Consider the following 21,544-nt stretch of genomic DNA (forward strand, 5'->3'; position numbering starts at 1 on the left):
TTCAAAAAAAAGCACTGTATGGTTTATACAGTGCAAGCTTCAATCTATTATTACAATCTTATTGACCACATGTTTCCATATAGTGAATTGCCTAGAGCTGGGGCTTCGCGGCCGATCTGCGCAAGGCATCGACCGTCGCCCCCTTCAAATTCCATACGGAATGATACTCTACGAGCTCAGTTTTTCTGCGTACTCTATTGCACTTTGGCGTGCATGTTCAAGCACCCTGTAATCTTCCGCCAAATCTGCAACCTTGAATTGGGCAGGCCACTTTGGCGTACACCGAAGTAATCGCCGGGTCCACGCATATCAAGGTCGCGCTCACTCAGTTCGAAGCCATCTGTCGTGCTGGTCATGATATCCATCCTGAGTTTTGCATTCTCTGTCTTCGGGTCACTGATGAGTACGCAGTAACTCTGCTTGTCGCTCCGGCCGACCCGGCCCCTCAGTTGGTGGAGCGTTGAGAGTCCGAAGCGTTCCGCATTGAAGATCACCATGAATGTGGCGCTCGGGACGTTGATGCCCACTTCTATCACTGTCGTTGAAACGAGTATGGGTTTTTCACCCGATTCAAACCGCTTCATGCCCTCTGCTTTTTCATCCGGTTTCATCCGGCCATGCACAAGCTCGACATCCTCTTCACCAAACCGGTTCTTGAACAGTTCATGGATTTCCTGAACATTCTTCAAATCAAGCGTTTCAGATTCTTCTATCAGCGGTGCCACGATATAGGCACTGTGCCCTTTTTTGATTTCCTCTGAAAGTTGCTGAAGTACTTCATCGGTCTCTTCAAAGCGGCGCCAGTATGTCTGTACCGGTTTCCGGCCTTTGGGCATCTGTCTGATGACTGAAATATCCATATCACCAAAAGCGGTTATGGACAGCGTTCTTGGTATGGGCGTTGCCGTCATGTACAGGACATTTTTTCTGAGTGCCTTATCATTCAGGCGTCTCCTCTGGTTGACCCCGAAGCGGTGCTGCTCGTCAGTGATGATCAGCGATAGGCTGTTGAATACGACATCGTCTTCAATCAGTGCATGGGTACCGATGATCAGGTCTATCTCCCCTCGAGCCAGTTCCGCGAGTATCCGGTCTTTTTCCTTACGTGAGGTGTTGCCTGTCAGTTTTTCGATGTTGAGCTCTCCGACGAATATTTCAAGGAAAGATTGATAATGCTGATTGGCCAGCACCTCAGTAGGCACCATCAATGCGGTCTGTTCCCCGATGGTTTTGACGGCATAGCTCGCCAAGCCCGCGACAATCGTCTTGCCGCTGCCCACGTCCCCTTGGAGGAGCCGGTGCATCGAGATGTTCTGCTTAAGGTCCCTGCAAATTTCATTCACACTGCGCTTTTGATCCCCCGTCAGTTCAAAAGGCAAAGTAGCGATGAACGCCTTCAGGGCATTGATGTCATAGTCGATGATGTATTGTTCGTTGCGTACCCTCTCCCGGCGGCGCTTTTCCATAAGCTGCAGCTGGAATATAAAAAGTTCATAAAATTTTATGGTCCGCCTCGCTTCGTTGATGTCGTGCGGATTTTCGGGAAAATGCAGATGCCACAAAGCTTCCTTGATAGACAACAATCGGTATTTCCGCCTATATTCCTCCGGCAGATCGTAGATGAACTCAGCATCTTCAAACACCTGGGCAACAATTCGGCTGAATGTTTTTGAATGCATGACTCCGCCGAGGGGTACTTTACGCGATAGCCGCCGGAAGGGTCGAAAATCATCCTCTGACCGTTTATTTCAAGTCTGTTCCTATCGAATTTACCGGTGAAATTGACGGTTTCCCCAACAATCAGTTTGTCCTTCAAATAAGGTTGATTGAAGAAGATCACTTTTATATTCAAGCCATCAATTTCGACAAAGACAGTCAGGCGGCTTTTCCCCGCCGAAAAAAAGAGATGGTGGGTTCAGTCCTGACCCTCCCTGAAACGGTCACTTTATCATTATGCTTGGCATCGTTGAGGTTCATCACTGCGAGATTCTCATAGCCACTTGGCAAATGGAACAGGATGGTGTCTGAATCAGTCAGTTCCAGTTCATTGAGCTTCCCATTCAACTTCGGCCCGACACCTTTGAGCTTTTCAACCGGCCGCGAGGACTTTGACACCCGGTAGAGCTGCATCATTACTGGCCACCGAAAATCTCAGCTTTAGCCGCTCTCCAGTCGGCGTACCGGCAAGTCCGCCACGCCCCGTTTCGCGAAGTGCAGAAGGCATGGTGAGCCCTATTTTATACATTGCTTCCACCACTTCATCAGCAGGTATTCTGGATTCGATGCCGGCAAGAGACATATCCGCCGCCGTCAGAGCATTGCTGGCTCCGGCTGCGTTCCTTTTGACGCAAGGCACTTCCACCAACCCTGCCACCGGATCGCATACGAGACCAAGCATGTTCTTCAGGGCAATCGCAAAACCGTGCCCGCTCATCTCAGGCGTGCCCCTGCCATTTCAACAAGGGCGGCCGCCGCCATGGCACTCGCACTGCCCACTTCTGCCTGGCACCCCCCTGCAGCTCCGGAGATGCTTGCGTTATTCGCTACAACAAATCCAAAGGCACCTGAAGTGAACAGGAATCTGACCATCTCTTCGCGCGAAACATCATGCTTTTCCTTCATCGCAAAAAGGACGCCTGGTACGACACCGGCAGAGCCGGCGGTCGGTGTGGCACATATTTTACCCATCGCAGCATTCACTTCATTTGTGCTCACGGCGTGGGCGATGGCGTACAGAGTAAGATCTCCGCTCAAGCCTTTGCCGCTGTCGATGTATTTCTTCATCTTTACAGCATCCATGCCGGTCAGGCCTGTAGTGCTGGTTACGCCGTCAAATCCTTCTTCAACGGCATTCTCCATCACTTCAAGATTGCGTTCCATATCTTTATAGACGTCAAGATAAGAACGTCCCGTCACTTCCATTTCCTGTTCGATCATAATGTCGGCGATGGCTTTGTTTTCGGCAGTTGCTTTATCTATCAGTTCCTCTATCGTCCTAAACATATTCGTCCCCCCTAGCTTTCTTTCATTTCAATTACTCGATCGACACCTTCTGCCGCGGCTACTTCGTCGATGACCTCCTGGCTGATCTTTTCATCAAGCTCTATCGTCATCAGTGCAATATCCCCTTTTCCTTGCGCGCGACATTCATCTGGCTGACGTTGATCTGATGGCCCCCGAGAATTGTCGTGACTCTTGCGATGGTTCCGAAGGTATCCTTATGGAAAACCAGCAGGGCTGGGTAATTTCCGGATAGACTGATTGGGTAGTCGTTGATGCTGACCACTTCAATCTTGCCGCCACCTATCGATATCCCCTCAACCGTCAGTCTATCTGAACCCTTGACCAAGTGCAGCAATGCAGTATTCGGATGGGAGCGTTCCTCTTCCATTTCGATAAACTGTATATGCATACCCGCTTCATCTGCATGATTTTTAGCGGTGATGATGCGGTCATCATCGGTATCAAACCCAAGCAGTCCGCCAATCAGTGCAACATCCGTACCATGTCCCCTGTACGTATCTTTAAAGGATCCATACAGATAGATATCCGCATGATCCGGCTGTTCTCCAAAAAGACTGCGTGCGAGCAAACCAATCCTTGCTGCTCCTGCCGTATGTGAAGAAGACGGCCCGACCATTACCGGTCCGATGATGTCAAAAACACTTTTATACTTCATTCGATCCCCTCCATAAAAAAATCCATCGGTCCAGGCGAACCGATGGGGTCTCATGACTATTCTACAGAAAGTAGATAACTGTACACCGGTTGATGTCCTTCGTGGACTTCAAATTCCACTTCGTCATGTTCTGCTTCAACTGCTTCAATGATGCGGTTTACTTCATCCTGATCTCCTTCGTCGCCGATCAGTACAGTGACGATTTCAGATTCATCATCAATCATCGATTCAAGCAGCTGCTTCAATGCCGCTTCCCTGGAATCATCTGCGCCGGTTATCTTGCCATTGTTGATGCCCATGTGCTGATTTTTTTTGATGTCGACGCCGTCTATCTTGGTGTCGCGCACTGCATATGTGACCTGTCCTGTCTTGACGTGCTCAAGCGCTTCCTTCATTGCAGTAGTGTTGTCTTCCAGTCCAGCATCCGGGCATACATCAGCAGGCTCGCCAATCCTTCAGGTATCGATGCACTCGGTATTACGGCAGCCGGGATATCGAGTAAATCACGTGCCTGCTCAGCCGCCATGATGATGTTTTTATTGTTGGGCAGGATGATGACATTTTTGACATCCTCCCCCTCTATCGTCTTCAGGATATCCTCGGTAGCGGGATTCATCGTCTGGCCGCCGTTTATGATATGCGTCGCACCGATGCTCCTGAACAATTCATTGATGCCTTCTCCGGATGAAACGGTTATGATTGCTGTTTCATAAGATTGCTTGTCCTTCGTCTCGGTTTTAGCCGGACCTTTCTTGTCCTGTATCTCCCTGAACTGTTCACGCATGTTTTCAATCTTCATCTTGATCAGTTCACCATACTCGGCGCCATAAGTCATCGCTTCGCCGGGTGTTTCAGTATGGACGTGGACCTTGACAATCTCATCGTCTGATATGACAAGCAACGAGTCACCGAACTCACTCATCTCATCGCGGAACGCATCTTCATTGAAATCACGGCCCTTCTCATCGAAGCGCACCATGAATTCGGTGCAGAAGCCATACTCGATGTCGTCTGCCGTCATGAACTGATCGAACTCGTGATGATCATCAACGAAATCCTTCATGTTCTTCTGCTCATCCTTGGCTTCAATCTTTTCGCCCTTCAATGCAGAGAGGAAGCCTTCATATACATATAACAACCCCTGTCCGCCGGAATCTACGACGCCCACTTCCTTAAGTACCGGCAACAGGTCCGGTGTCCTGTCCAATGATGCTTTCGCTTCTTTGATGATACCCTCCATCAAAGAGGTGAGTGACGTTTCTGTTTCAGCCAATTCCTCAGCCTTTGTGGCAGAATCTTTAGCGACTGTCAGGATGGTGCCTTCGACAGGCTTCATGACTGCTTTATAGGCAGTACGTACACCGGCATTGAGTGCAGCTGTAAAAGTGGCTGCATCTATCTCCTCCTCATCCTCTATGGATTTGGAAAACCCACGGAAGAGCTGGGAAAGTATTACGCCAGAATTCCCACGCGCACCCATCAGCAGACCTTTGGAAAAGTATTTGCCGATATCTCCGATATGGCTTTCACTTTTATCTTCCACTTCATTGGCTCCTGAAGTCATCGACAAATTCATATTGGTGCCCGTGTCACCGTCTGGAACCGGGAAGACGTTCAATGAATCCACATACTCGGCATGCTGCCGCAAGTTCTCGGCCCCACTTAAAATCATATTTTTAAACATTACACCATCTATCTTATCCATTGCTTAGTAAATCCTCCCTGATCAGTCCTCAGTATTGATGATTCTGACACCTTGAACATGAATGTTAACTGACTTTATGTTCAACCCAAGTGTCTTTTCGAGCTTATATTTGACGGTCGATTGCAGATTCGTCGCCACCTCTGAAATCTTGACGCCGTAGCTGACGATTATATATAGATCGATATCCACTTCACCTTCATTGTTTTCCACGATGACACCGCGCGAATAATTCTCTTTGCCGAGGAGTTCGGCAAAGCCGTCACGCACCTGGTGCTTAGAAGCCATACCGACGACACCATAGCTTTCCACCACTGCACCGCCTGCAATATTCGCAATTACGTCCATGGCGATATCAATACTGCCCATTTCATTTTTTATTTCAAGAGTCATTGTCTTTCCTCCTCATACATCATTTAATTATAAGCGGAAACCGCATATAAATACAAGTATGCCCATAACACCATAGTGCCGACCGCCTAGCGTACCCTCGGAATATCGCTTGTAAAATCTTTTCTTATCATGTATTATATTATAGTATGCAAATAAAGCTATAATCAATATTTATGGTAATCTTTATAAAGGGAGATGACAATATGTCTAAAGAATGCTACTTCACTGGCCGTAAAGCAAGCACAGGCAACAACCGTTCACACGCTATGAACGCCAACAAAAGGACTTTCGGCGCCAACCTGCAAAAAGTAAGGGTACTCGTCGACGGCAAGCCTAAAAGAGTCTGGGCATCAGCCCGCGCACTCAAATCCGGCAAAGTCCAGCGCGTATAATCTTGACAATATTGAATCCATCCGATCAGATCGGATGGATTTTTTTATTTAGAATATGTTGATGAGATAAACCATCAGCATCGCTGTGAAGATTGCCGGTATCATATTGCCCACCCTCATTTTAGTGATGTTTAGCATATTTAAGGCAATCGCTAGAAGTATTACGCCACCAGTACTCGTCACCTGCTGGATCATCTGATCGAGGATGAAGTCCGGTATGAACTTGGCTATCTGCTGGGCAGAGAGTATGATGCCGGATTCATAAAAGAATGTCGGCACACCTGAGATGATGACGCCGAGGCCATAGGTGGTCGTCATGACTATTGCGATGAAGAAGTCCATGATCGATTTTGTGATCAGTACTTCGTTAGAGCCCCTGAGGCCTGCATCCAACCCTCCGACAATTGCCATGGCACCTACAATGAAGACCAGAGTACCGGAGACAAAACCTTGTGACAGGTTACCGGCATGTTTGTCGCCGAGCTTGATCTCCATCCAGTGGCCGAAGCGGTTCAGCATCTCTTCAAGACGGATGACTTCCCCATGACCACCCCAACGATCAGGCTGAGTAATGTTATGATGATGTCATCAGCCTGGACGACCATCTGAATCCCTAGAGTCAGAATGATCAATGCCTGTATTTTCATTATGGAATCCTTTATGGGTGCGGGAATGAATGTAAATATCAAACCCAGCAAACCCCCGACTATGATTGCCATACCATTTGTGAATGCACCTGCTAAAATCATTCTGCCCCTCCTTTAACGGTCATCTCTGGATTGTACCATAATTATGGTAGCATCCGTATGCACCGAAGCATATTCCTCCTTAAATTCGTTGCTTATCGTCAATGTCCGGCCAACTTCAAGTTCGGCGTCATCCAAATCATATTCGAACCCCTCCAAGCTCAAGTTCCCACCTGCAGCCAATGGCAGAAAGGAGACATAGCGCATGCCTTCAGCTTTTGTTACCGTGTGCCGGCCTGCCGGGAGCAGCTGCATGATATTCTGGTGATCGATGAGCCTAATGTTCGCCTTGCTGAAACTGCTGTGCGTCAACAGAAAGATGTTGGCAAGAGTATGGTCGAGCCTGCCACCCGTCGCCCCGTATACATCTATGCTCAAGTATCCTTTTGCCACAAGATCTTTCAGGCATATCTCCAAATCCGTATCGTCTTTCCGCGTCGGCACAGGGGTCACCGCCATATGTCTGGTGATGAACGTCCATTCTCCATCATCTACAGAATCGAAATCCCCATAAGTATACTTCGGGTGGATGCCTTCCCTAAGCAGAAGATACGCACCGCGATCCACCCCGGCCCATTCGCCGGGCCTGATGGCTTCCATGATGCCCTTTTTAGATTCACGGACTAACACGTTGATATGCATGTCATCATCCCCTCAACCGGCTGATTGCTGCGGCAGGGTCCTCTGCCTTGAACAGATGGGAACCGCTGACGAACAGGTTTGCCCCTCATCTCTGCATATAGCTGCCGTTTCATCATTTATGCCGCCATCGACTTCGATGTCAAATTGGTAGTTGTGCGCTTTCCTCATCCCATCAAGTTCGGTGATCTTACCCACACACTGGCTGATGAATGCCTGTCCGCCAAAGCCTGGATTCACTGTCATGATGAGGACGAAATCAAGATCTGGAAGCAGGTATTCAAGCTCAGACACGGCACTATGTGGATTTAGTGCGATACCCGCCTTCATGCCATTTTGCTGGATCTTTTGGATCAGTCGGTGCGGATGATGCGTCGCTTCAACGTGAAAAGACACCATAGCGACGCCCATCCGCTTCAGTTCTTCGATGAACTGGTCGGGCTGAAGGGTCATCAGATGCACATCGAGCGGTATGTTGGAGACCTTACTGATGGCTTCGATCACAGGCAGTCCATATGATATGTTCGGCACAAACTGGCCGTCCATGACATCAAGATGGAACATATCGGCACCAGCTGCCTCCATCCTATCAATATCGCGTCCTAGGTTCGCAAAATCCCCGGCAAGCAGGGAAGGTAATATTTTATCCATTCAATATCTTACCTTTCTGTTTTCAATTTCATGATAAATCGTTACATAACTGTCATAGCGCGTCTTGGCCAGCACTTCGTTCGCCACGGCTTCCTTGACACCGCACTTAGGTTCCTTGATGTGCTGACACTCCCTGAATTTGCATTTCTCACTGTGTACATTGAAATCCGGAAAACAGAACTTGAGATTGTATTTATCGAGACCTGTAAATTCTATCGTGCTGAATCCCGGGTATCTGCAATCTTGCCGCCGGCAATATCCATCAGCTCCACATGGCGCGTCGTATGTTTTCCACGATTTAAAGCGTTGGAGATTTCTGCAGTCTCAAGATCGAGTGCTGGCAGGAATGTATTCAGTAGAGTCGATTTCCCCACTCCGGACTGACCAGCCAAGACACTGATCTTATCCTTGAAGATCATTTCCAGATCCCGGGCGATGGAACCTCGGTCGGTGAAATGGACCGGATAGATACCGCTATAGACCGATTTCAACGCTTCAGCATCGAAATCGTCATCAGCCAGATCCATCTTGGTGATGATGACGACCGGTTCCATATCATGCGCTTCTGCGTAGGCAAGGAATCGATCCAGAAGATAATAGTTGAATTCAGGGGATTTCATGCTCATTGTGATCAACAGCTGATCGATATTGGCGACTGGTGGCCGCGCAAGTGAGTTTTTGCGGGGATCTATCGCCGTTATATACCCTTCCATATCATTCTCCACCTGAAATGTTACACTATCGCCGACGAGGGGGACTCTTTGGTTTTCCTGAACAGGCCCCTCGCCCTTGTCGCGTATATACTCCCTTCGGCCTCTACATAGTAGAATCCGCTCAATGCTTTGATTATTCTTCCTTTAAGCATACGTCACCCCTGATTGATTTTACTTTATTATAACAGTTACCCTCTTTATGATAAAATATCACTAGCACCATAAAAGGAGGTATTACTGTGTCAGAGTCAATTGAGGCTAGTGAACTGCAAGATGTAATCCAAGACGAGGATAAAGTCCTGATCGATGTCAGGGAAAAGAATGAACTGGAAGAGACAGGCTTCGTGCCTGGTGCCGAACATTATCCGATGTCGGACTTCGAGAATGCCATTTCATCCCTCGATAAGGACAAGACGTATTATGTAATGTGCAGATCCGGCAAGAGAAGTGAGAAAGTACAGCACCATTTACTTGATAACGGCTACAAAGCGTTGAATGTCGAAGGCGGCATACTGGCTTATGACGGCCCACTCGATACATTCTAGCCATATGCACGAAGGAGTCTGTCCCAAGGCGGGAGAGACTCCTTTCATTGCGCCACCATTTCTTGGTAGGCAGGGCCAAATGACAATTTGCCCATAAATGAATGCCCCTTGCGCCATATGGCGGAAGGGGGCATTTGAATTTATTTACGGTCGACGTTTTCTCTGACATTTTCAATGATGAAGCCACTTTTAACGTAGCCCGGGATGCTGTTCAGATCAACGGTGAGATCTTGCTCAGGTACATCATATGAAATTTTGCCGGCAAAGTATTTCATCGTCTCTTCCATGATGATGACTGTCATCCACTCACCCGCACAACGGTGGTTCGTATAGTAGTCGCCGCCGCCTTGCGGAATGAGGTCAAATGGACTGCCATCCCAGTCAATGAAGCGTTCAGGACGGAATTCATTCGCGTTTTCGAAGACATCGTCGCGGTGCATGGTGCCATAGACATCGAGCAGAAGGAAAGTGTCTTTGTCTATATCATGTCCATCGAAGTTGAAGTCCGTCTTCGCTTTGCCCGGCAGGAATGGCACGAATGGGTAGAAGCGGCGCACTTCTTGTGAGAACATGTACGCGTAATCTTCTTCGTTGTTGATTTTTTCCCTTGAAATTGGATATTCATTCATCGCATGCAGACCGAATGATACGAAGCGGTTGATTGCAATGAGAGGGCGGAACGTGTTCATCAGGTCGATGGCACAGAGTCTTGAGTCCATAGGGTTACCCTTGTAGTCTTCCCAATGTGCAAACTCATAAAGAGCCGTTCCCTCTGGAGGATGGATCTTGCCTTTACGGGTCTGGATGATCTGGTCTTCAAGCCAATCCTCAACACGGTGACGTGCTTTGACGGACTCCCTGTAGCCTTTGAACTTGGAACCTAGGCCTTTGAAGGAATCGATCATGATGTCCATATCCGTTGCGATTTCTTCAATCTTAGATTCTGGAGCCTGTACACCGGCCCACTTGGTACCTACTTTAGTAAGCAGGACGATGGATTCGCGATAGATGTTGACACGGCCCATCTGTTCCATGCGGTGGGTGTTCATGTACCAATGGTTGCGTGTAAGTTCACGTAAGTATTTCAGGTTGCCTTCTGTCATAAGCGACATGAAGAGTGCTTTTCTGTCTATATGTTTTTTGCCGGTCGTCGTGTGGATGGCACCTTTACCGAATAGAGTGTTCACGATACGCTTTGGCAGAGTGCCGGAACGTTCGATCCTATCATTATCGTAGAAAGTTTCAGCAGCCTTTTTACCACTGAGGACGAGGATGCGCTTACCGCCAAGACCCCTTGTTTCAAAAATGTTTTCTGCACCAAGGCGCTTTCTTTGATTCGTGGTGTAAAGGTAACCTTCCTTCATTGCCTTAAGCGTGTTATCGAGACCTTTGTCTCTCTTTATTGTGCTCATAAGTTCTCCTCCAATTTCATTATTCCTAATCCATTATATATAAATGATTGTGCTTATGCCACCATTTCAATCATTTGTAGGGCACCTTATCCTCTTTGATGGTCTCACCATCGACATCGATGCGGTAGTGGCCGGTTTCATCTTCTTCGATGATCATATTGATTGTATACTCATGATCCGAATCGATTTCCAGTGTATCGAATACATCATCAATATCATTATCTTTGTCGTCAATGTATATTTCCACAGTACGGGCTGGACGTTCTTCTTTTGAGTCCGCGTCTTGATCTTCATCGTCGTATGGAATCAATATTTCTTTGGCGAATTGCTTCTCGTCTTTGGACTCGGTCCGAGGGATTTGATTATATCGATTGTGGATCCCTTTGTGAATTCTCCATAATGCGGGGACTGCCCATGACCTGACCCTCTTCAAAGTCTGCGCTGTGGGCTTCCTGGATGATATCCACTTCAAATCCTGCCTCAATCAGTGCCGCCTCTGCTTCCTCCAGTTGCTCTCCCTATAATCCTCCACTTCTATCATCTCCAAACCTTTTGAAACGGTCAGCTTCAAATTGTCTGAAGACGGGTCGACAAGGACACCTGATTCTATTGACTGTTCTACTATCGTCCCGGGTTCAGATGAATCGTATACTTCTTCAACCTCAAATGAGCTGAATTCCATCGCTTCGATATCAGCCTGCATATCTTCAAGATAAAGTCCCGTCAAAGCTGGCATCTCCATTCCTGAAGACACTTCAAGCACTAGCTCATGTTCTTCAGGGGTGACTTCCATTCCAGCCCCAATGGACTGTGAAAGTACCGTTTCAGGCTTTGAAGTATCGGGTATCTTTTCCACTTCGACACTGCTGAACCCAAGTGCATCCAGGTCACTTTTGATATCTTCATAGTATTCCCCGACAAAATCTTCCATTTCATAGGGCGCTTCTCCACGGCTGACCATAATATCGATTGGAGTGCCCTTATCCACTTTCCCACCAGCCCGTGGTACGGTCCTGATGATCGAGCCAGTACTCATTTCAGGGTCATACGCCTCGATCGTCTCACCCATCTCCAAATCATTTTCTTCAAGTATCTGTCCGGCATCTTCAATCGGCATACCGGTCATGTCGGGGAGGATGGACGATTGGTCCATGACAAGGAAATAGAACAATGTCGGCAGCAGAAGCAACATTGCCAACAACGGAATGAGCCACAGCTTTCGATTTTTCTTCCCTTCTCCGTGAGGGCTGATTGGGGGCTTTGGCCTAGGGTGGGGTTCAGACACTGTACCGGAATTGAATGCAGCGATATCATTGAGTATTTCATCTGCTTGACGATAGCGGTTATGGGGATCCTTTTCAGTGCACTTACCGATTATGCGGACAAGCGCTTCCGGCACATCCCTGAATTCCAGTATGTCCGGAAAGGGCTCTGAGATATGCTTCAATGCCACTGAAACCGGGGTCTCCCCTTCAAACGGCAGCCGGCCGGCAAGCAATTCGAACAATACAATCCCGAATGAATAGATATCTGTCCGTTCATCCGTCTGGTTGCCTTTTGCCTGTTCCGGGGATATGTACTGCACAGAACCCATGACCTGGTTGGTTTCAGTCATGCGTGTGTCACTCAGAGCCTTTGCGATACCGAAGTCTGTAATCTTCACCTGCCCCTTTTCATCCATCAGAATGTTTTGGGGTTTGATATCCCTGTGGATGATGCCTGCACCGTGGGCATGCCTGATGCCACGGAGCAACATGCCACATATCCTCAGTACTTCAGCTACTGGCACAGGATGGTTATCTTCGATGAACTGCTTCAACGTCGGACCATGGATCACTTCGGTTACAAGCAGGTGATACATATCCGTCTCATCAACGTCCAGAACGCTGACGATGTTTGGGTGGGAGAGTTGGATCGTACTTTCGACTTCACGTTGGAACCGCGCCACGGATTTCTCGCGGTTATGATGATCCACTTTGATCAGCTTTACGACCACTTCCCGGTCCAGGATGATATCCTCAGCCAAGTAAACGGAGCTCATGCCACCGCCGAGGTATTCAATCACCCTGTAGCGCTCTGAAACGATTTCTCCAATCACACCTGATTGCCTGCCTTCAATTCAGCCAATACAAGGCTGATATTATCCGTAGAGCCGTTTTTGAGTGCACATTCTATAAGATGTCCCGGCTTATCCTCAAGCGGAATGTCCGGCTTTGACACGATTGTATGGATTTCTCCGCTATCCATTTCATCCGTCAGGCCGTCAGAAGCCAGCAGGAGATGATTATATTGTTTGTTCCGTAACCTGAAGACATCTGCTTGGATGAGGCGGTCGGTGCCAAGTGCTTTTGTGATTATATTCCTTTTAGGATGCACTTTTGCATCCGCTTCAGTAATCTCTCCGGCATCGACCAGCATGTTGACGAATGAGTGGTCTTTCGTCACCTGTTCGATGGAGCGGGCGTTCATCACATATGCCCTTGAATCCCCCACATTCAAAATAAGCAGGGTTTCATCAATCACTGCCGCCAGGACGAGAGTCGTGCCCATCCCGCGGTACTCTGCATATTCCTCCTGGTATTCATGCATCCTGCGGTTGACATCCATCACAAGATGCCTCAAAAATTCGACCGCCTGCTCGACGTCGAACAGATTCTGCTCTTCCCATGCTGCCTTTACCTCGTCATGTGCAAACCTGCTGGCGACATCACCATGCTCATGGCCGCCCATCCCGTCGGAAACAAGCAGCAGCATCTGATCTGTTCCATTATAGAAGATGCCGGTGGCATCTTCATTCAAGCTGCGGTGGTCTCCCTTGATGCTGTCTTCTACTGCCTTCATTGCTATTCCCCCGTTTCTTCCTTGGATTCCTTGGCACGGAGCTGGCCGCATGCGGCATCTATATCGGTCCCCTGCTCCCTTCTGAGCGTCGCGTTCACACCGCACTCATTGAGCGTCTCCAAAAATGTGAAGATATCATCTCTTGTAGTGCGTACATAGTTCCGCTCCGGTACATGGTTGACAGGTATGAGATTGACATGGCATTTCAGCCCGCTGATCAATTCACTAAGCTCGCGTGCATGTTCAGGCTGGTCATTGACGCCACCGAAAAGGCCATATTCAAAAGTGATTCTACGGCCGGTCTCCTGTTGGTAATATTTCAAGGCGTCCATCAATTTCTCTATATCATAAGCTTTATTGATCGGCATCAACCGTGTCCTTATATCATTATCCGCTGCATGCAGGCTCACGGCAAAATTGATCTGTATATCTTCTTCTGCAAAATCATAGATGCGGGGCACTATGCCACTTGTGGATACCGTGATATGGCGTGCGCCGATGTTGAGTCCATCGTCATGATTGACGATACGCAGGAACTTCATCATCTGGTTGTAGTTTTCAAACGGTTCACCGATGCCCATGATGACGATGCTGCTCACACGTTCATCCGTTTCGTCCAGCGCTTTCTGAATCTGGACGATCTGCGAGACAATTTCACCCGCTTCGAGATTACGCTTCAATCCCCGAGCGTCGACGCGCAGAAACTGCAGCCTATACGGCAGCCAACCTGAGTCGTGACGCACACGGAGTTGCCGTAATCATGGCGCATCAGTACTGTTTCGATGGTATAGCCATCCCTTAGGCGGAACAGGAACTTCATGGTGCCATCCTTGCTTTCCTGCCTGACCACTGTTTCCAGCGGCTCGATGCTGTACATCTCGGACAGCCGTTGGCGCATATCCTTAGGCAGGTTCAGCATTTCTTCAAACTGGTCTACACGATGAATATAGAGCCATTCGAATATTTGGGCACCGCGATACCGCTCTTCTCCCCATTCGACTGCCAATGCCTCCAATTCATCGAGGTTTAAGGTGTAGATCGACGGTCGGTCGAAGTTCGGCAGCTGAAAATCTTTAATCGGTTTCTTTTCTGGTCTTTTTATCATTTCTATTCCTTCTTCCTGAATCTGGCTATAAAGAAGCCATCTGTATCTGCTTCCTGGGCAGAATCTGGCGATATGGCCCTTCAAAATCGAATGCTTTCAATCTGAACGGATCAAACTCGATATCGTCATTTTCCTTTTTGAAAGTATAGGCCACATTCTCATTTTCCATCTGATGGATGGTGCATGTCGAATATATGAGCACGCCGCCTTTTTTCAAGTATTGTTTTACGTTGGATAAAATTTCAAGCTGAAGTTTGACAAGCGCTTCTACATCTTCTGCAGTGCGCTCATACCTGATTTCCGGCTTCCTGCGCATCACCCCGAGACCTGAGCATGGCGCATCGACTATGATTTTATCATACAGTCTCGGATATTCATCCTGGGCTGCGTCTGCCAGAAAAACTTCGAGGTTCGACAACCCCAGTCGTTTGGCATGTTGGGTCACAAGCGGCAATTTATGCGCGTGTACATCACTCAGATCGACATGACCGCTGGTGGCCTTCTCAAGGGCGTGCAGTCCTTTGCCGCCTGGCGCACTGCAGGCATCAAGGATGACATCATCCACCGCCGGTTCAAGGGCTTCGTTGACGAGCATCGAACTGACATCCTGGATGCTGAACAACCCTGCTTCATAGCCCTCTGATTTCAGGATATCACCATCCACTTCAATGGCGTCGGGATGAATATCTGAAGGGGTCGCCTTCAAGCCTTCTGTCGTCAATTTCGAAAGGAGCGACTCCCGTGTAATGCGTGATGTATTGGTGCGTATATACATCTGGGCCGACTGTCCAATGCCTCCGCTATTCTACGGGCGCCATCGATGCCGTGGTGGGTCTTCCAATGGGAGATGATCCATTCTGGGATGCTCGTTTCGACGGACAACCGCTTTGTGGCGCTTTTGATGGCGGTGATGTCCTGTCTCTGAGATCTTTCGAAATTCCTCAGTATACCGTTTATGGCATTGGCGTCTTTTGGTCCGCCTGATGCTTTGGCGATCTCCACCGCTTCATTGATCGCGGCGTAGTTCGGCACACGGTCCAACCACATGATCTGATAGACTGTAATCTCTATCAGATTGCGCTGCCACCGCTTGAGCCTTGTGCGGATAAAGGGTCTGACCTGATATTGGATATGCAGCCGTTTTGCGATCGTGCCGTAGACGATTTCAGTCAGCAACCCTTTATCATTCGCTTCTAAAGGATGGCTCTTGATTATATCGTTCAGGACGATGTTGGAGTACCCCCTCATCCATCACCCGGCTATATGCATCGAGGGCCAGTTTACGTAATGACATTAGCTGATACCCCCAAGTATTGTGCCTTCTAAGTTTTGCCTGCCTGCTGTGAATTCCGAGGCATCAGTCCGCTTTTTCCCAGCCAGCTGGACTTGTGTGACCTCAATCAGCCGACGGTCTCCTGCCACCACGGTGAAGCCGTTTTCCGTCACCGAATCGATGGTGCCGGGTTGACGCTTTGAATGCTTCTCAAGTAGTCGCGCACCATATATCTTCAGACGTTTGCCATCCATTTCAGTATAGGCGCCGGGCCATGGGGATAACCCCCGTATATGATTGAACAGATGCTCCGCATTGTCTTCCCAGTCCAATTGTTCATCTTCTTTGGAAATATTCGGACTGATTGTGACCTGCGCTTCATCCTGTGGAACCCGGGCATTCGTCCCTGCCAGCAATGCAGGAAGTGTCTCATTGAGAAGCTCTGCACCAAGGTGTGACAGGCGGTCATGCAATGTTCCTGTATCATCTTCAGGTGTGATGCTGGTCTTTACGCTTGTGATGATATCGCCACTGTCGAGCCCTTCAGCCATATACATAAGTGTTACGCCAGTTTCCGCATCACCTTCCATGATTGCCCTATGGATGGGGCGCCGCCTCTATGTTTCGGCAGCAGGGAGGCATGCACATTGACCGCTCCGAGACGCGGAATGTCTAGCAGCGCCTTTGGGAGGATCTGCCCGTAGGCTGCGGTGATGATCAGATCCGGAGCCATTTCCCTGATCTGATCCACCGCTTCCTCGTGCCTGATGTCTTGAGGTTGGAAAAGTGGAATATCGAGGGTTTTTGCTGCTTCTGCGACCGGCGGGGAGGTCAGCACCCTTTTTCTGCCAACCGGCTTGTCCGGCTGGCTGATGACCAGCGCGACGTTATGCTTTTCGTGGAGCTTTTTTAATATGGGCACCGAGAAATCCGGGGTCCCCATAAAAATGATTGTTTCCGTCATTATAAATTCCTCCTACATGATGACTTGCGGATCCACATCTATCCGGAGTGAGACACCTTCCGTACGATATGCTTCATGATAGTATTCATCCAATTCCCCCAAAACTTCGAGCAGTGCCGGCTCCCTCTTATATTTCAGCATTATCTGGAAACGATACTGCCGGTTGATCCTCTCAAGCGGACTTGGGGATGGCCCCACTATGATGGACTTGTCCGAGACAGCGTCCACCAGGGCATCATGGATATGACTCGTCGCTTTGAGGCATTTTGAGATATCCTCGCTCGACACGGTAAACAATACATGAAAATAAAATGGTGAGTAGCGTGCCAGACGTCTGAATGCCATCTCCTTTTCATAGAACTGCCTGTAGTCGTTCCCCTTTGCCAGCTGGATTGCATAATGGCTCGGGTTGTAGGTCTGGAAGATCACTTCCCCCGACAAAGCATGGCGTCCCGCGCGGCCCGATACTTGAGTGAGCAGCTGGTATGTCTTTTCATTGGCCCTGAAATCCGGAAGATTGAGCATCGTGTCTGCATTCAGCACGCCCACAAGCGTCACCTTGGGATAGTCGAGCCCTTTGGCGATCATCTGAGTGCCGAGCAGGATGGGTATCTCTTCTTCTTCAAACTGGTGCAGCAGCTTTTCATGCATGCCTTTCCGCCTTGTCGTATCATTGTCCATCCTGACGATTTCAGCATCGAACATATCGCGCAGTATTTCTTCTACCTTCTCGGTGCCCGTGCCCCTGAAGGTGACGTCGTCACTCTCTGGCAGTTTTCGCATATCCGGCGGACTGCCGATTCATAACCGCAGTAATGGCACAGCAGACTGCTGTTTGATTTATGGTAGGTGAGGGAGATGTCACAGTTTGGACAGATTGGCACATAGCCGCAGTTTTGGCATATCTGAAAGTTCGAATACCCCCGCCTATTGAGCAGCAGCACAGTCTGTTCACCCCGCTCGATGCGCTGGTCGATGGCTTCTTTTAGCGTCTGTGAAATGATCGAGGTGTTGCCCCCGCGATGCTCTTCCGCCATATCCACCACATGGATCTCAGGCAGCACTTTTGTTCCGGCCCGCTGCGTCAGTTCAAGCCGCTCATAGACGCCCCGCTCACTACGGGCGTAAGTTTCGAGGCTCGGCGTCGCCGTCCCAAGTATCAGGGGGCAATTATGGTACCGGCTCCTGAACTTCGCCACTTCGGTGGCGTGATACATGGGGCGATCTCCCTGCTTGTATGTCGTTTCATGCTCCTCATCCACTATGATGGCGCCGATATTCTCAAAGGGTGCAAAGACACTGCTTCTGGCCCCGACCGACACACGTGCACGGCCTTCTTTTATTTTGCGCCATTCATCGTATTTCTCCCCGTGGGAAAGCCCGGAATGGAGGACCGCCACATCATCACCGAATCGGCTTTTGAAGCGGTTGACCATCTGCGGTGTCAACGCAATCTCCGGCACCAGCATGATGGCATTTCGTCCTTCATCCATCACCTTTTGGATAACCTGGAGATAGACTTCCGTCTTGCCGCTGCCTGTAATGCCGTGGAGCAGGAAGGTCTTCGATTCCCCTGCATCCATCGTTTCAGCGATGCGGTCATAGGCATGCTGCTGTTCTTCATTCAACACTTTCGGCGGGTCCAGTGTAAACACCCTATCAGCATAAGGATCCCGTTCCATTTGCCGTTCGATCTTCTCTACATATCCTTTGCGGACGAGTTCATTGACCAGATGGTTGGAGAACCCTTCAGCGGCAAGGTCCCTGATGAATATCGGCTCCGAGCTGGATTCGATCACATCCAACAGCTCCTGCTGCTTTTGGCGCGTGACAGTTCGACTTCTGGATGACGTAGGGAATAGACTGCAAGGCCCGTCTTCTTTTTCGTATGCTGCGTGATCACTGTCTCTTCTTTTATTTCCCCGGACGCGAGGTAGGGGGCAGCTTCCTCCAACACTGGGGCAGGTAGACGTCTCGTCTCCACCTCTCCACCCTGCTGATGGGATTCGAGGAGATTTTGGGCTGCCGCTCCATGCCCTTCAGCCAAGCGCAGCACTTTTTTGTAGTTTGCCTTCAGCGCTGCCGGCAAAATGGTTTCTATGACGCTTATATACTGATCGATATAGTAGTCTGCGAGGTGTTTGGCGATGACCACCATCTCCTCCGTCAAGACGGGCGCGATATCAAGCGTACGTGCGATTTCCTTGATCCGTCCCGGGTCGAAGTCAGTCGTTTCACTGAGCTTCATCACATACCCTTGGATGGTACGTCGCCCGAAAGGTACGAGTACGCGGTGGCCGACCTTGAGTATATCCAGCATGCCTTCCGGAACACGGTAGTCAAAGACTTGGTTTACGCTTTTACTCGGGATATCCACTATTACAGAAGCATACATCAGTCCAGCCACCTGTCGAGCAGCGTATCCATGATGGCAGAAGCGAGCGACTGTTTATCCATCTTTTCAAATGGTACCTTGTCGCCATCTTTGAACAGCATGACCACCTCGTTATCCGGACTGTTCATGCCGATATCAGGATTGGACACATCATTCATGATGATGCAGTCGGCATTCTTGCGTTTCAGTTTATCCTGCGCATATGCTTCAACATTTTCCGTCTCTGCTGCAAATCCTGCCACATACATATCCTTGGCATGGAGCCCAGCATGCTTCAATATATCCGGTGTCTTTTTCATCTCAATGGTCATCCGCTCTGTCCCCTGCTGCTTCTTCATCTTCTGATCCTGCATGGAGACCGGGGCAAAGTCGCTGACTGCTGCAGTGAACAAGCCAAGGTCGGCATCCATATGGCTATCTGCTGCGCGCCACATCTGTTCTGCCGTTACAACATCGACGACTTCGACGCCCCGGGTGCCTCTAAATTGACTGGACCACTGACCAATACGACTTTTGCCCCTCTATCAGCCGCCGCTTCGGCCAGGGCATACCCCATCCTGCCACTTGAGTGGTTGGTGATGTAACGCACCGGATCCAGAGGTTCCTGTGTCGGCCCTGCTGTTATCAGCACTTTCTTGCCAGACATCCGATCATCTTGTTCAAGCTGGGCTTCTATATAGGCTTTTATATCCGGTACATTTGCCATGCGGCCTTTGGCATTATAGCCGCATGCCAAGAATCCAGATTCTGCATCGATGAATTGGTACCCGTCTTTAGTAAGCACTTCCATATTTCTCTGTACGGCTGGTTGGTTATACATATGGACGTTCATCGCCGGCGCAAGCACCACCGGTTTTGGATTTGCCGCCAACACATTGAGCAGCATATTGTCATAGATGCCGTTGGCCAGCTTGCTGATTGTATTTGCCGTCACCGGCACTACTGCTATAATATCCGCCCATTCCCCGATGTTGATGTGGGAAATCACCGACGGGTCTTCTTCTTTGAAGGTATCAGTGTATACATGATTGCGGCTTATTGCCTGGAAAGCGAGCGGCGTGATGAATTCAAGTGCATTTTCCGTTAGGACGACACGAACCTGGTGTCCACCTTGAATCAGCTTACTTGTTAAGTCGACCGCCTTATAGGCGGCGATTCCGCCTGTCACGCCGATAACGATATTTGCCATGCTCTCACCTCTTTGAATATAGCCCCGTGCTATAGCGATGGGCTGTTAAAAAAAGCTGACAAAATTTGTCAGCTAGTTTCTTGCCTTAACTTTATTTGCAGCAATTTCTTCAAGCGATCGGCTGACCGTCTTCAAAGTCTTGTACTCTTCCAAGATAAGGTCATCCGGTTCGTCCTGGAGATGACGTGCCCGTTTGGCAGCCATCGTCACAACCAGATATTTCGAATCGACATTTTTCTTCAGATCGTGTATGGATGGATATAGCATTATTGATTGACCTCCAGTAACATTTTTCTCAATTTGGATTCTACACGTGCCCGTCTCATATGGGACGCTTCGACAATGCATTGGACCCGTCCGCGCGCAGTGTCCACATCGTCGTTGATTACGACATAATCGTAAAGGTTCATCATCTTAAGTTCTCTTTTCGCTTCATCAATGCGGTGTTTGATGATCTCAGGGGAGTCCGTCCCCCTGTTCACAAGACGCTGCTCCAACTGGCTGAGGTCCGGTGGGGCCAGGAAGATGAACAAGGCCTCAGGGAACTTTTCCCTCACCTGCTTTGCCCCTTCGACTTCTATCTCCAGGAATACATCATGCCCTTTTGACATGGTCTCCTCCACATAATCCACCGGAGTGCCGTAGTAGTTGCCCACATACTCAGCATACTCAATGAATTTATCTGCTTCAATCAATGCTTCGAATTCTGCTTTGCTCTTGAAGAAATAATCGACGCCATCCGTCTCCCCTTCTCGCCTCTCCCTTGTCGTCATGGAGATCGAGTACTTGAAGTCAGTCTCAGGATGATCGAAAATCGCCTTTCTGACCGTGCCTTTCCCCACGCCCGACGGGCCGGAGAGTACAATCAGCAATCCCTTTTCTGAAGTCATAACACGTAACCTTTC

16 protein-coding genes and 9 pseudogenes are annotated in these 21,544 nt (G+C 49.1%); 2 read left to right on the forward strand and 23 right to left on the reverse strand.

Going from position 1 to position 21,544, the window contains the following annotated elements; translation table 11 throughout:
* Nucleotides 1-194: 194 nt before the first annotated feature.
* From ACYF68_RS09900 to ACYF68_RS09925, 6 genes and pseudogenes are all read right to left on the reverse strand, one after another.
* Nucleotides 195-1,679 carry an ATP-dependent DNA helicase RecG gene (locus ACYF68_RS09900; protein WP_461046640.1) on the reverse strand — a complete coding sequence of 495 codons (1,485 nt, stop codon included), beginning with the start codon at nucleotides 1,677-1,679 and terminating at the stop codon, nucleotides 195-197.
* Between the two features lie 196 nt (nucleotides 1,680-1,875).
* Complete coding sequence (locus tag ACYF68_RS09905) at nucleotides 1,876-2,133, reverse strand: hypothetical protein (protein ID WP_461046642.1); 258 nt, start codon at nucleotides 2,131-2,133, stop codon at nucleotides 1,876-1,878.
* Nucleotides 2,133-3,003: pseudogene (gene sdaAA, locus ACYF68_RS09910) on the reverse strand (L-serine ammonia-lyase, iron-sulfur-dependent, subunit alpha). Before sdaAA ends, ACYF68_RS09905 begins: the two are co-directional and overlap by 1 nt.
* 11 nt (nucleotides 3,004-3,014) lie before the next feature.
* Nucleotides 3,015-3,679: pseudogene (sdaAB, locus tag ACYF68_RS09915) on the reverse strand (L-serine ammonia-lyase, iron-sulfur-dependent subunit beta).
* A gap of 56 nt (nucleotides 3,680-3,735) precedes the next feature.
* A pseudogene (locus ACYF68_RS09920) lies at nucleotides 3,736-5,384 on the reverse strand (DAK2 domain-containing protein).
* A gap of 21 nt (nucleotides 5,385-5,405) precedes the next feature.
* Nucleotides 5,406-5,774, reverse strand: coding sequence for an Asp23/Gls24 family envelope stress response protein (locus ACYF68_RS09925; protein WP_344701328.1), 369 nt, complete (start codon nucleotides 5,772-5,774; stop codon nucleotides 5,406-5,408).
* A gap of 203 nt (nucleotides 5,775-5,977) precedes the next feature.
* On the opposite strand from ACYF68_RS09925, the gene rpmB reads away from it, so the two are divergent.
* A complete protein-coding gene (gene rpmB, locus ACYF68_RS09930; protein WP_344701326.1) occupies nucleotides 5,978-6,166 on the forward strand; it encodes a 50S ribosomal protein L28 in 189 nt (62 codons plus the stop codon).
* Nucleotides 6,167-6,214: 48 nt separating this feature from the next.
* On the opposite strand, the pseudogene ACYF68_RS09935 reads toward rpmB, so the two are convergent.
* The 4 genes and pseudogenes from ACYF68_RS09935 to rsgA form a co-directional block, all read right to left on the reverse strand.
* Nucleotides 6,215-6,915, reverse strand: a pseudogene (locus ACYF68_RS09935) (DUF554 domain-containing protein).
* A gap of 12 nt (nucleotides 6,916-6,927) precedes the next feature.
* Complete coding sequence (locus ACYF68_RS09940) at nucleotides 6,928-7,554, reverse strand: thiamine diphosphokinase (RefSeq protein ID WP_461046643.1); 627 nt, start codon at nucleotides 7,552-7,554, stop codon at nucleotides 6,928-6,930.
* A 12-nt stretch (nucleotides 7,555-7,566) separates the two neighbouring features.
* Nucleotides 7,567-8,202, reverse strand: coding sequence for a ribulose-phosphate 3-epimerase (gene rpe / locus ACYF68_RS09945; protein WP_461046645.1), 636 nt, complete (start codon nucleotides 8,200-8,202; stop codon nucleotides 7,567-7,569).
* A pseudogene (gene rsgA, locus ACYF68_RS09950) lies at nucleotides 8,203-9,067 on the reverse strand (ribosome small subunit-dependent GTPase A).
* Between the two features lie 87 nt (nucleotides 9,068-9,154).
* Between rsgA and ACYF68_RS09955 the strand changes: the two are divergent.
* Complete coding sequence (locus ACYF68_RS09955) at nucleotides 9,155-9,460, forward strand: rhodanese-like domain-containing protein (RefSeq protein WP_461046647.1); 306 nt, start codon at nucleotides 9,155-9,157, stop codon at nucleotides 9,458-9,460.
* A gap of 140 nt (nucleotides 9,461-9,600) precedes the next feature.
* On the opposite strand, the gene ACYF68_RS09960 is transcribed toward ACYF68_RS09955, so the two are convergent.
* The 13 genes and pseudogenes from ACYF68_RS09960 to gmk all read right to left on the reverse strand — a co-directional run bounded on the left by ACYF68_RS09960 (nucleotide 9,601) and on the right by gmk (nucleotide 21,529).
* Nucleotides 9,601-10,872, reverse strand: coding sequence for a cytochrome P450 (locus ACYF68_RS09960; protein ID WP_461046649.1), 1,272 nt, complete (start codon nucleotides 10,870-10,872; stop codon nucleotides 9,601-9,603).
* Between the two features lie 70 nt (nucleotides 10,873-10,942).
* Nucleotides 10,943-11,356, reverse strand: a complete 414-nt coding sequence (locus ACYF68_RS09965) for a hypothetical protein (RefSeq protein ID WP_461046651.1) — start codon at nucleotides 11,354-11,356, stop codon at nucleotides 10,943-10,945.
* Entirely contained in the window at nucleotides 11,357-12,970 is a 1,614-nt protein-coding gene (locus tag ACYF68_RS09970) for a protein kinase domain-containing protein (RefSeq protein WP_461046653.1), read from the reverse strand.
* Nucleotides 12,967-13,713, reverse strand: a complete 747-nt coding sequence (locus tag ACYF68_RS09975) for a Stp1/IreP family PP2C-type Ser/Thr phosphatase (protein ID WP_461046654.1) — start codon at nucleotides 13,711-13,713, stop codon at nucleotides 12,967-12,969. The genes ACYF68_RS09970 and ACYF68_RS09975 overlap by 4 nt, the downstream gene beginning before the upstream one ends.
* A gap of 2 nt (nucleotides 13,714-13,715) precedes the next feature.
* Nucleotides 13,716-14,818, reverse strand: a pseudogene (gene rlmN / locus ACYF68_RS09980) (dual-specificity RNA methyltransferase RlmN).
* Between the two features lie 25 nt (nucleotides 14,819-14,843).
* On the reverse strand, nucleotides 14,844-15,593 hold the full coding sequence (locus tag ACYF68_RS09985) for a methyltransferase domain-containing protein (RefSeq protein ID WP_461046656.1): 750 nt from the start codon (nucleotides 15,591-15,593) through the stop codon (nucleotides 14,844-14,846).
* Nucleotides 15,536-16,066 (reverse strand): transcription antitermination factor NusB, encoded by a 531-nt coding sequence (locus ACYF68_RS09990; RefSeq protein WP_461046658.1) that lies wholly within the window; start codon nucleotides 16,064-16,066, stop codon nucleotides 15,536-15,538. Before ACYF68_RS09990 ends, ACYF68_RS09985 begins: the two co-directional genes overlap by 58 nt.
* 45 nt (nucleotides 16,067-16,111) lie before the next feature.
* Nucleotides 16,112-16,564 (reverse strand): methionyl-tRNA formyltransferase, encoded by a 453-nt coding sequence (locus ACYF68_RS09995; RefSeq protein ID WP_461047578.1) that lies wholly within the window; start codon nucleotides 16,562-16,564, stop codon nucleotides 16,112-16,114.
* 12 nt (nucleotides 16,565-16,576) lie between these two features.
* Nucleotides 16,577-17,055, reverse strand: a pseudogene (locus ACYF68_RS10000) (methionyl-tRNA formyltransferase); the annotation flags it as partial.
* Nucleotides 17,056-17,067: 12 nt separating this feature from the next.
* Nucleotides 17,068-19,450: pseudogene (gene priA, locus ACYF68_RS10005) on the reverse strand (primosomal protein N').
* A pseudogene (gene coaBC / locus ACYF68_RS10010) lies at nucleotides 19,450-20,639 on the reverse strand (bifunctional phosphopantothenoylcysteine decarboxylase/phosphopantothenate--cysteine ligase CoaBC). Before coaBC ends, priA begins: the two co-directional pseudogenes overlap by 1 nt.
* 72 nt (nucleotides 20,640-20,711) lie before the next feature.
* Nucleotides 20,712-20,906: a DNA-directed RNA polymerase subunit omega gene (rpoZ, locus tag ACYF68_RS10015; protein ID WP_380571652.1), complete on the reverse strand. Its 195-nt coding sequence runs from the start codon at nucleotides 20,904-20,906 to the stop codon at nucleotides 20,712-20,714.
* Nucleotides 20,906-21,529 carry a guanylate kinase gene (gene gmk, locus ACYF68_RS10020; protein WP_461046660.1) on the reverse strand — a complete coding sequence of 208 codons (624 nt, stop codon included), beginning with the start codon at nucleotides 21,527-21,529 and terminating at the stop codon, nucleotides 20,906-20,908. The genes rpoZ and gmk overlap by 1 nt, the downstream gene beginning before the upstream one ends.
* Between the last annotated feature and the right edge of the window lie 15 nt (nucleotides 21,530-21,544).

The organism is Salinicoccus sp. CNSTN-B1, assembly GCF_054792835.1.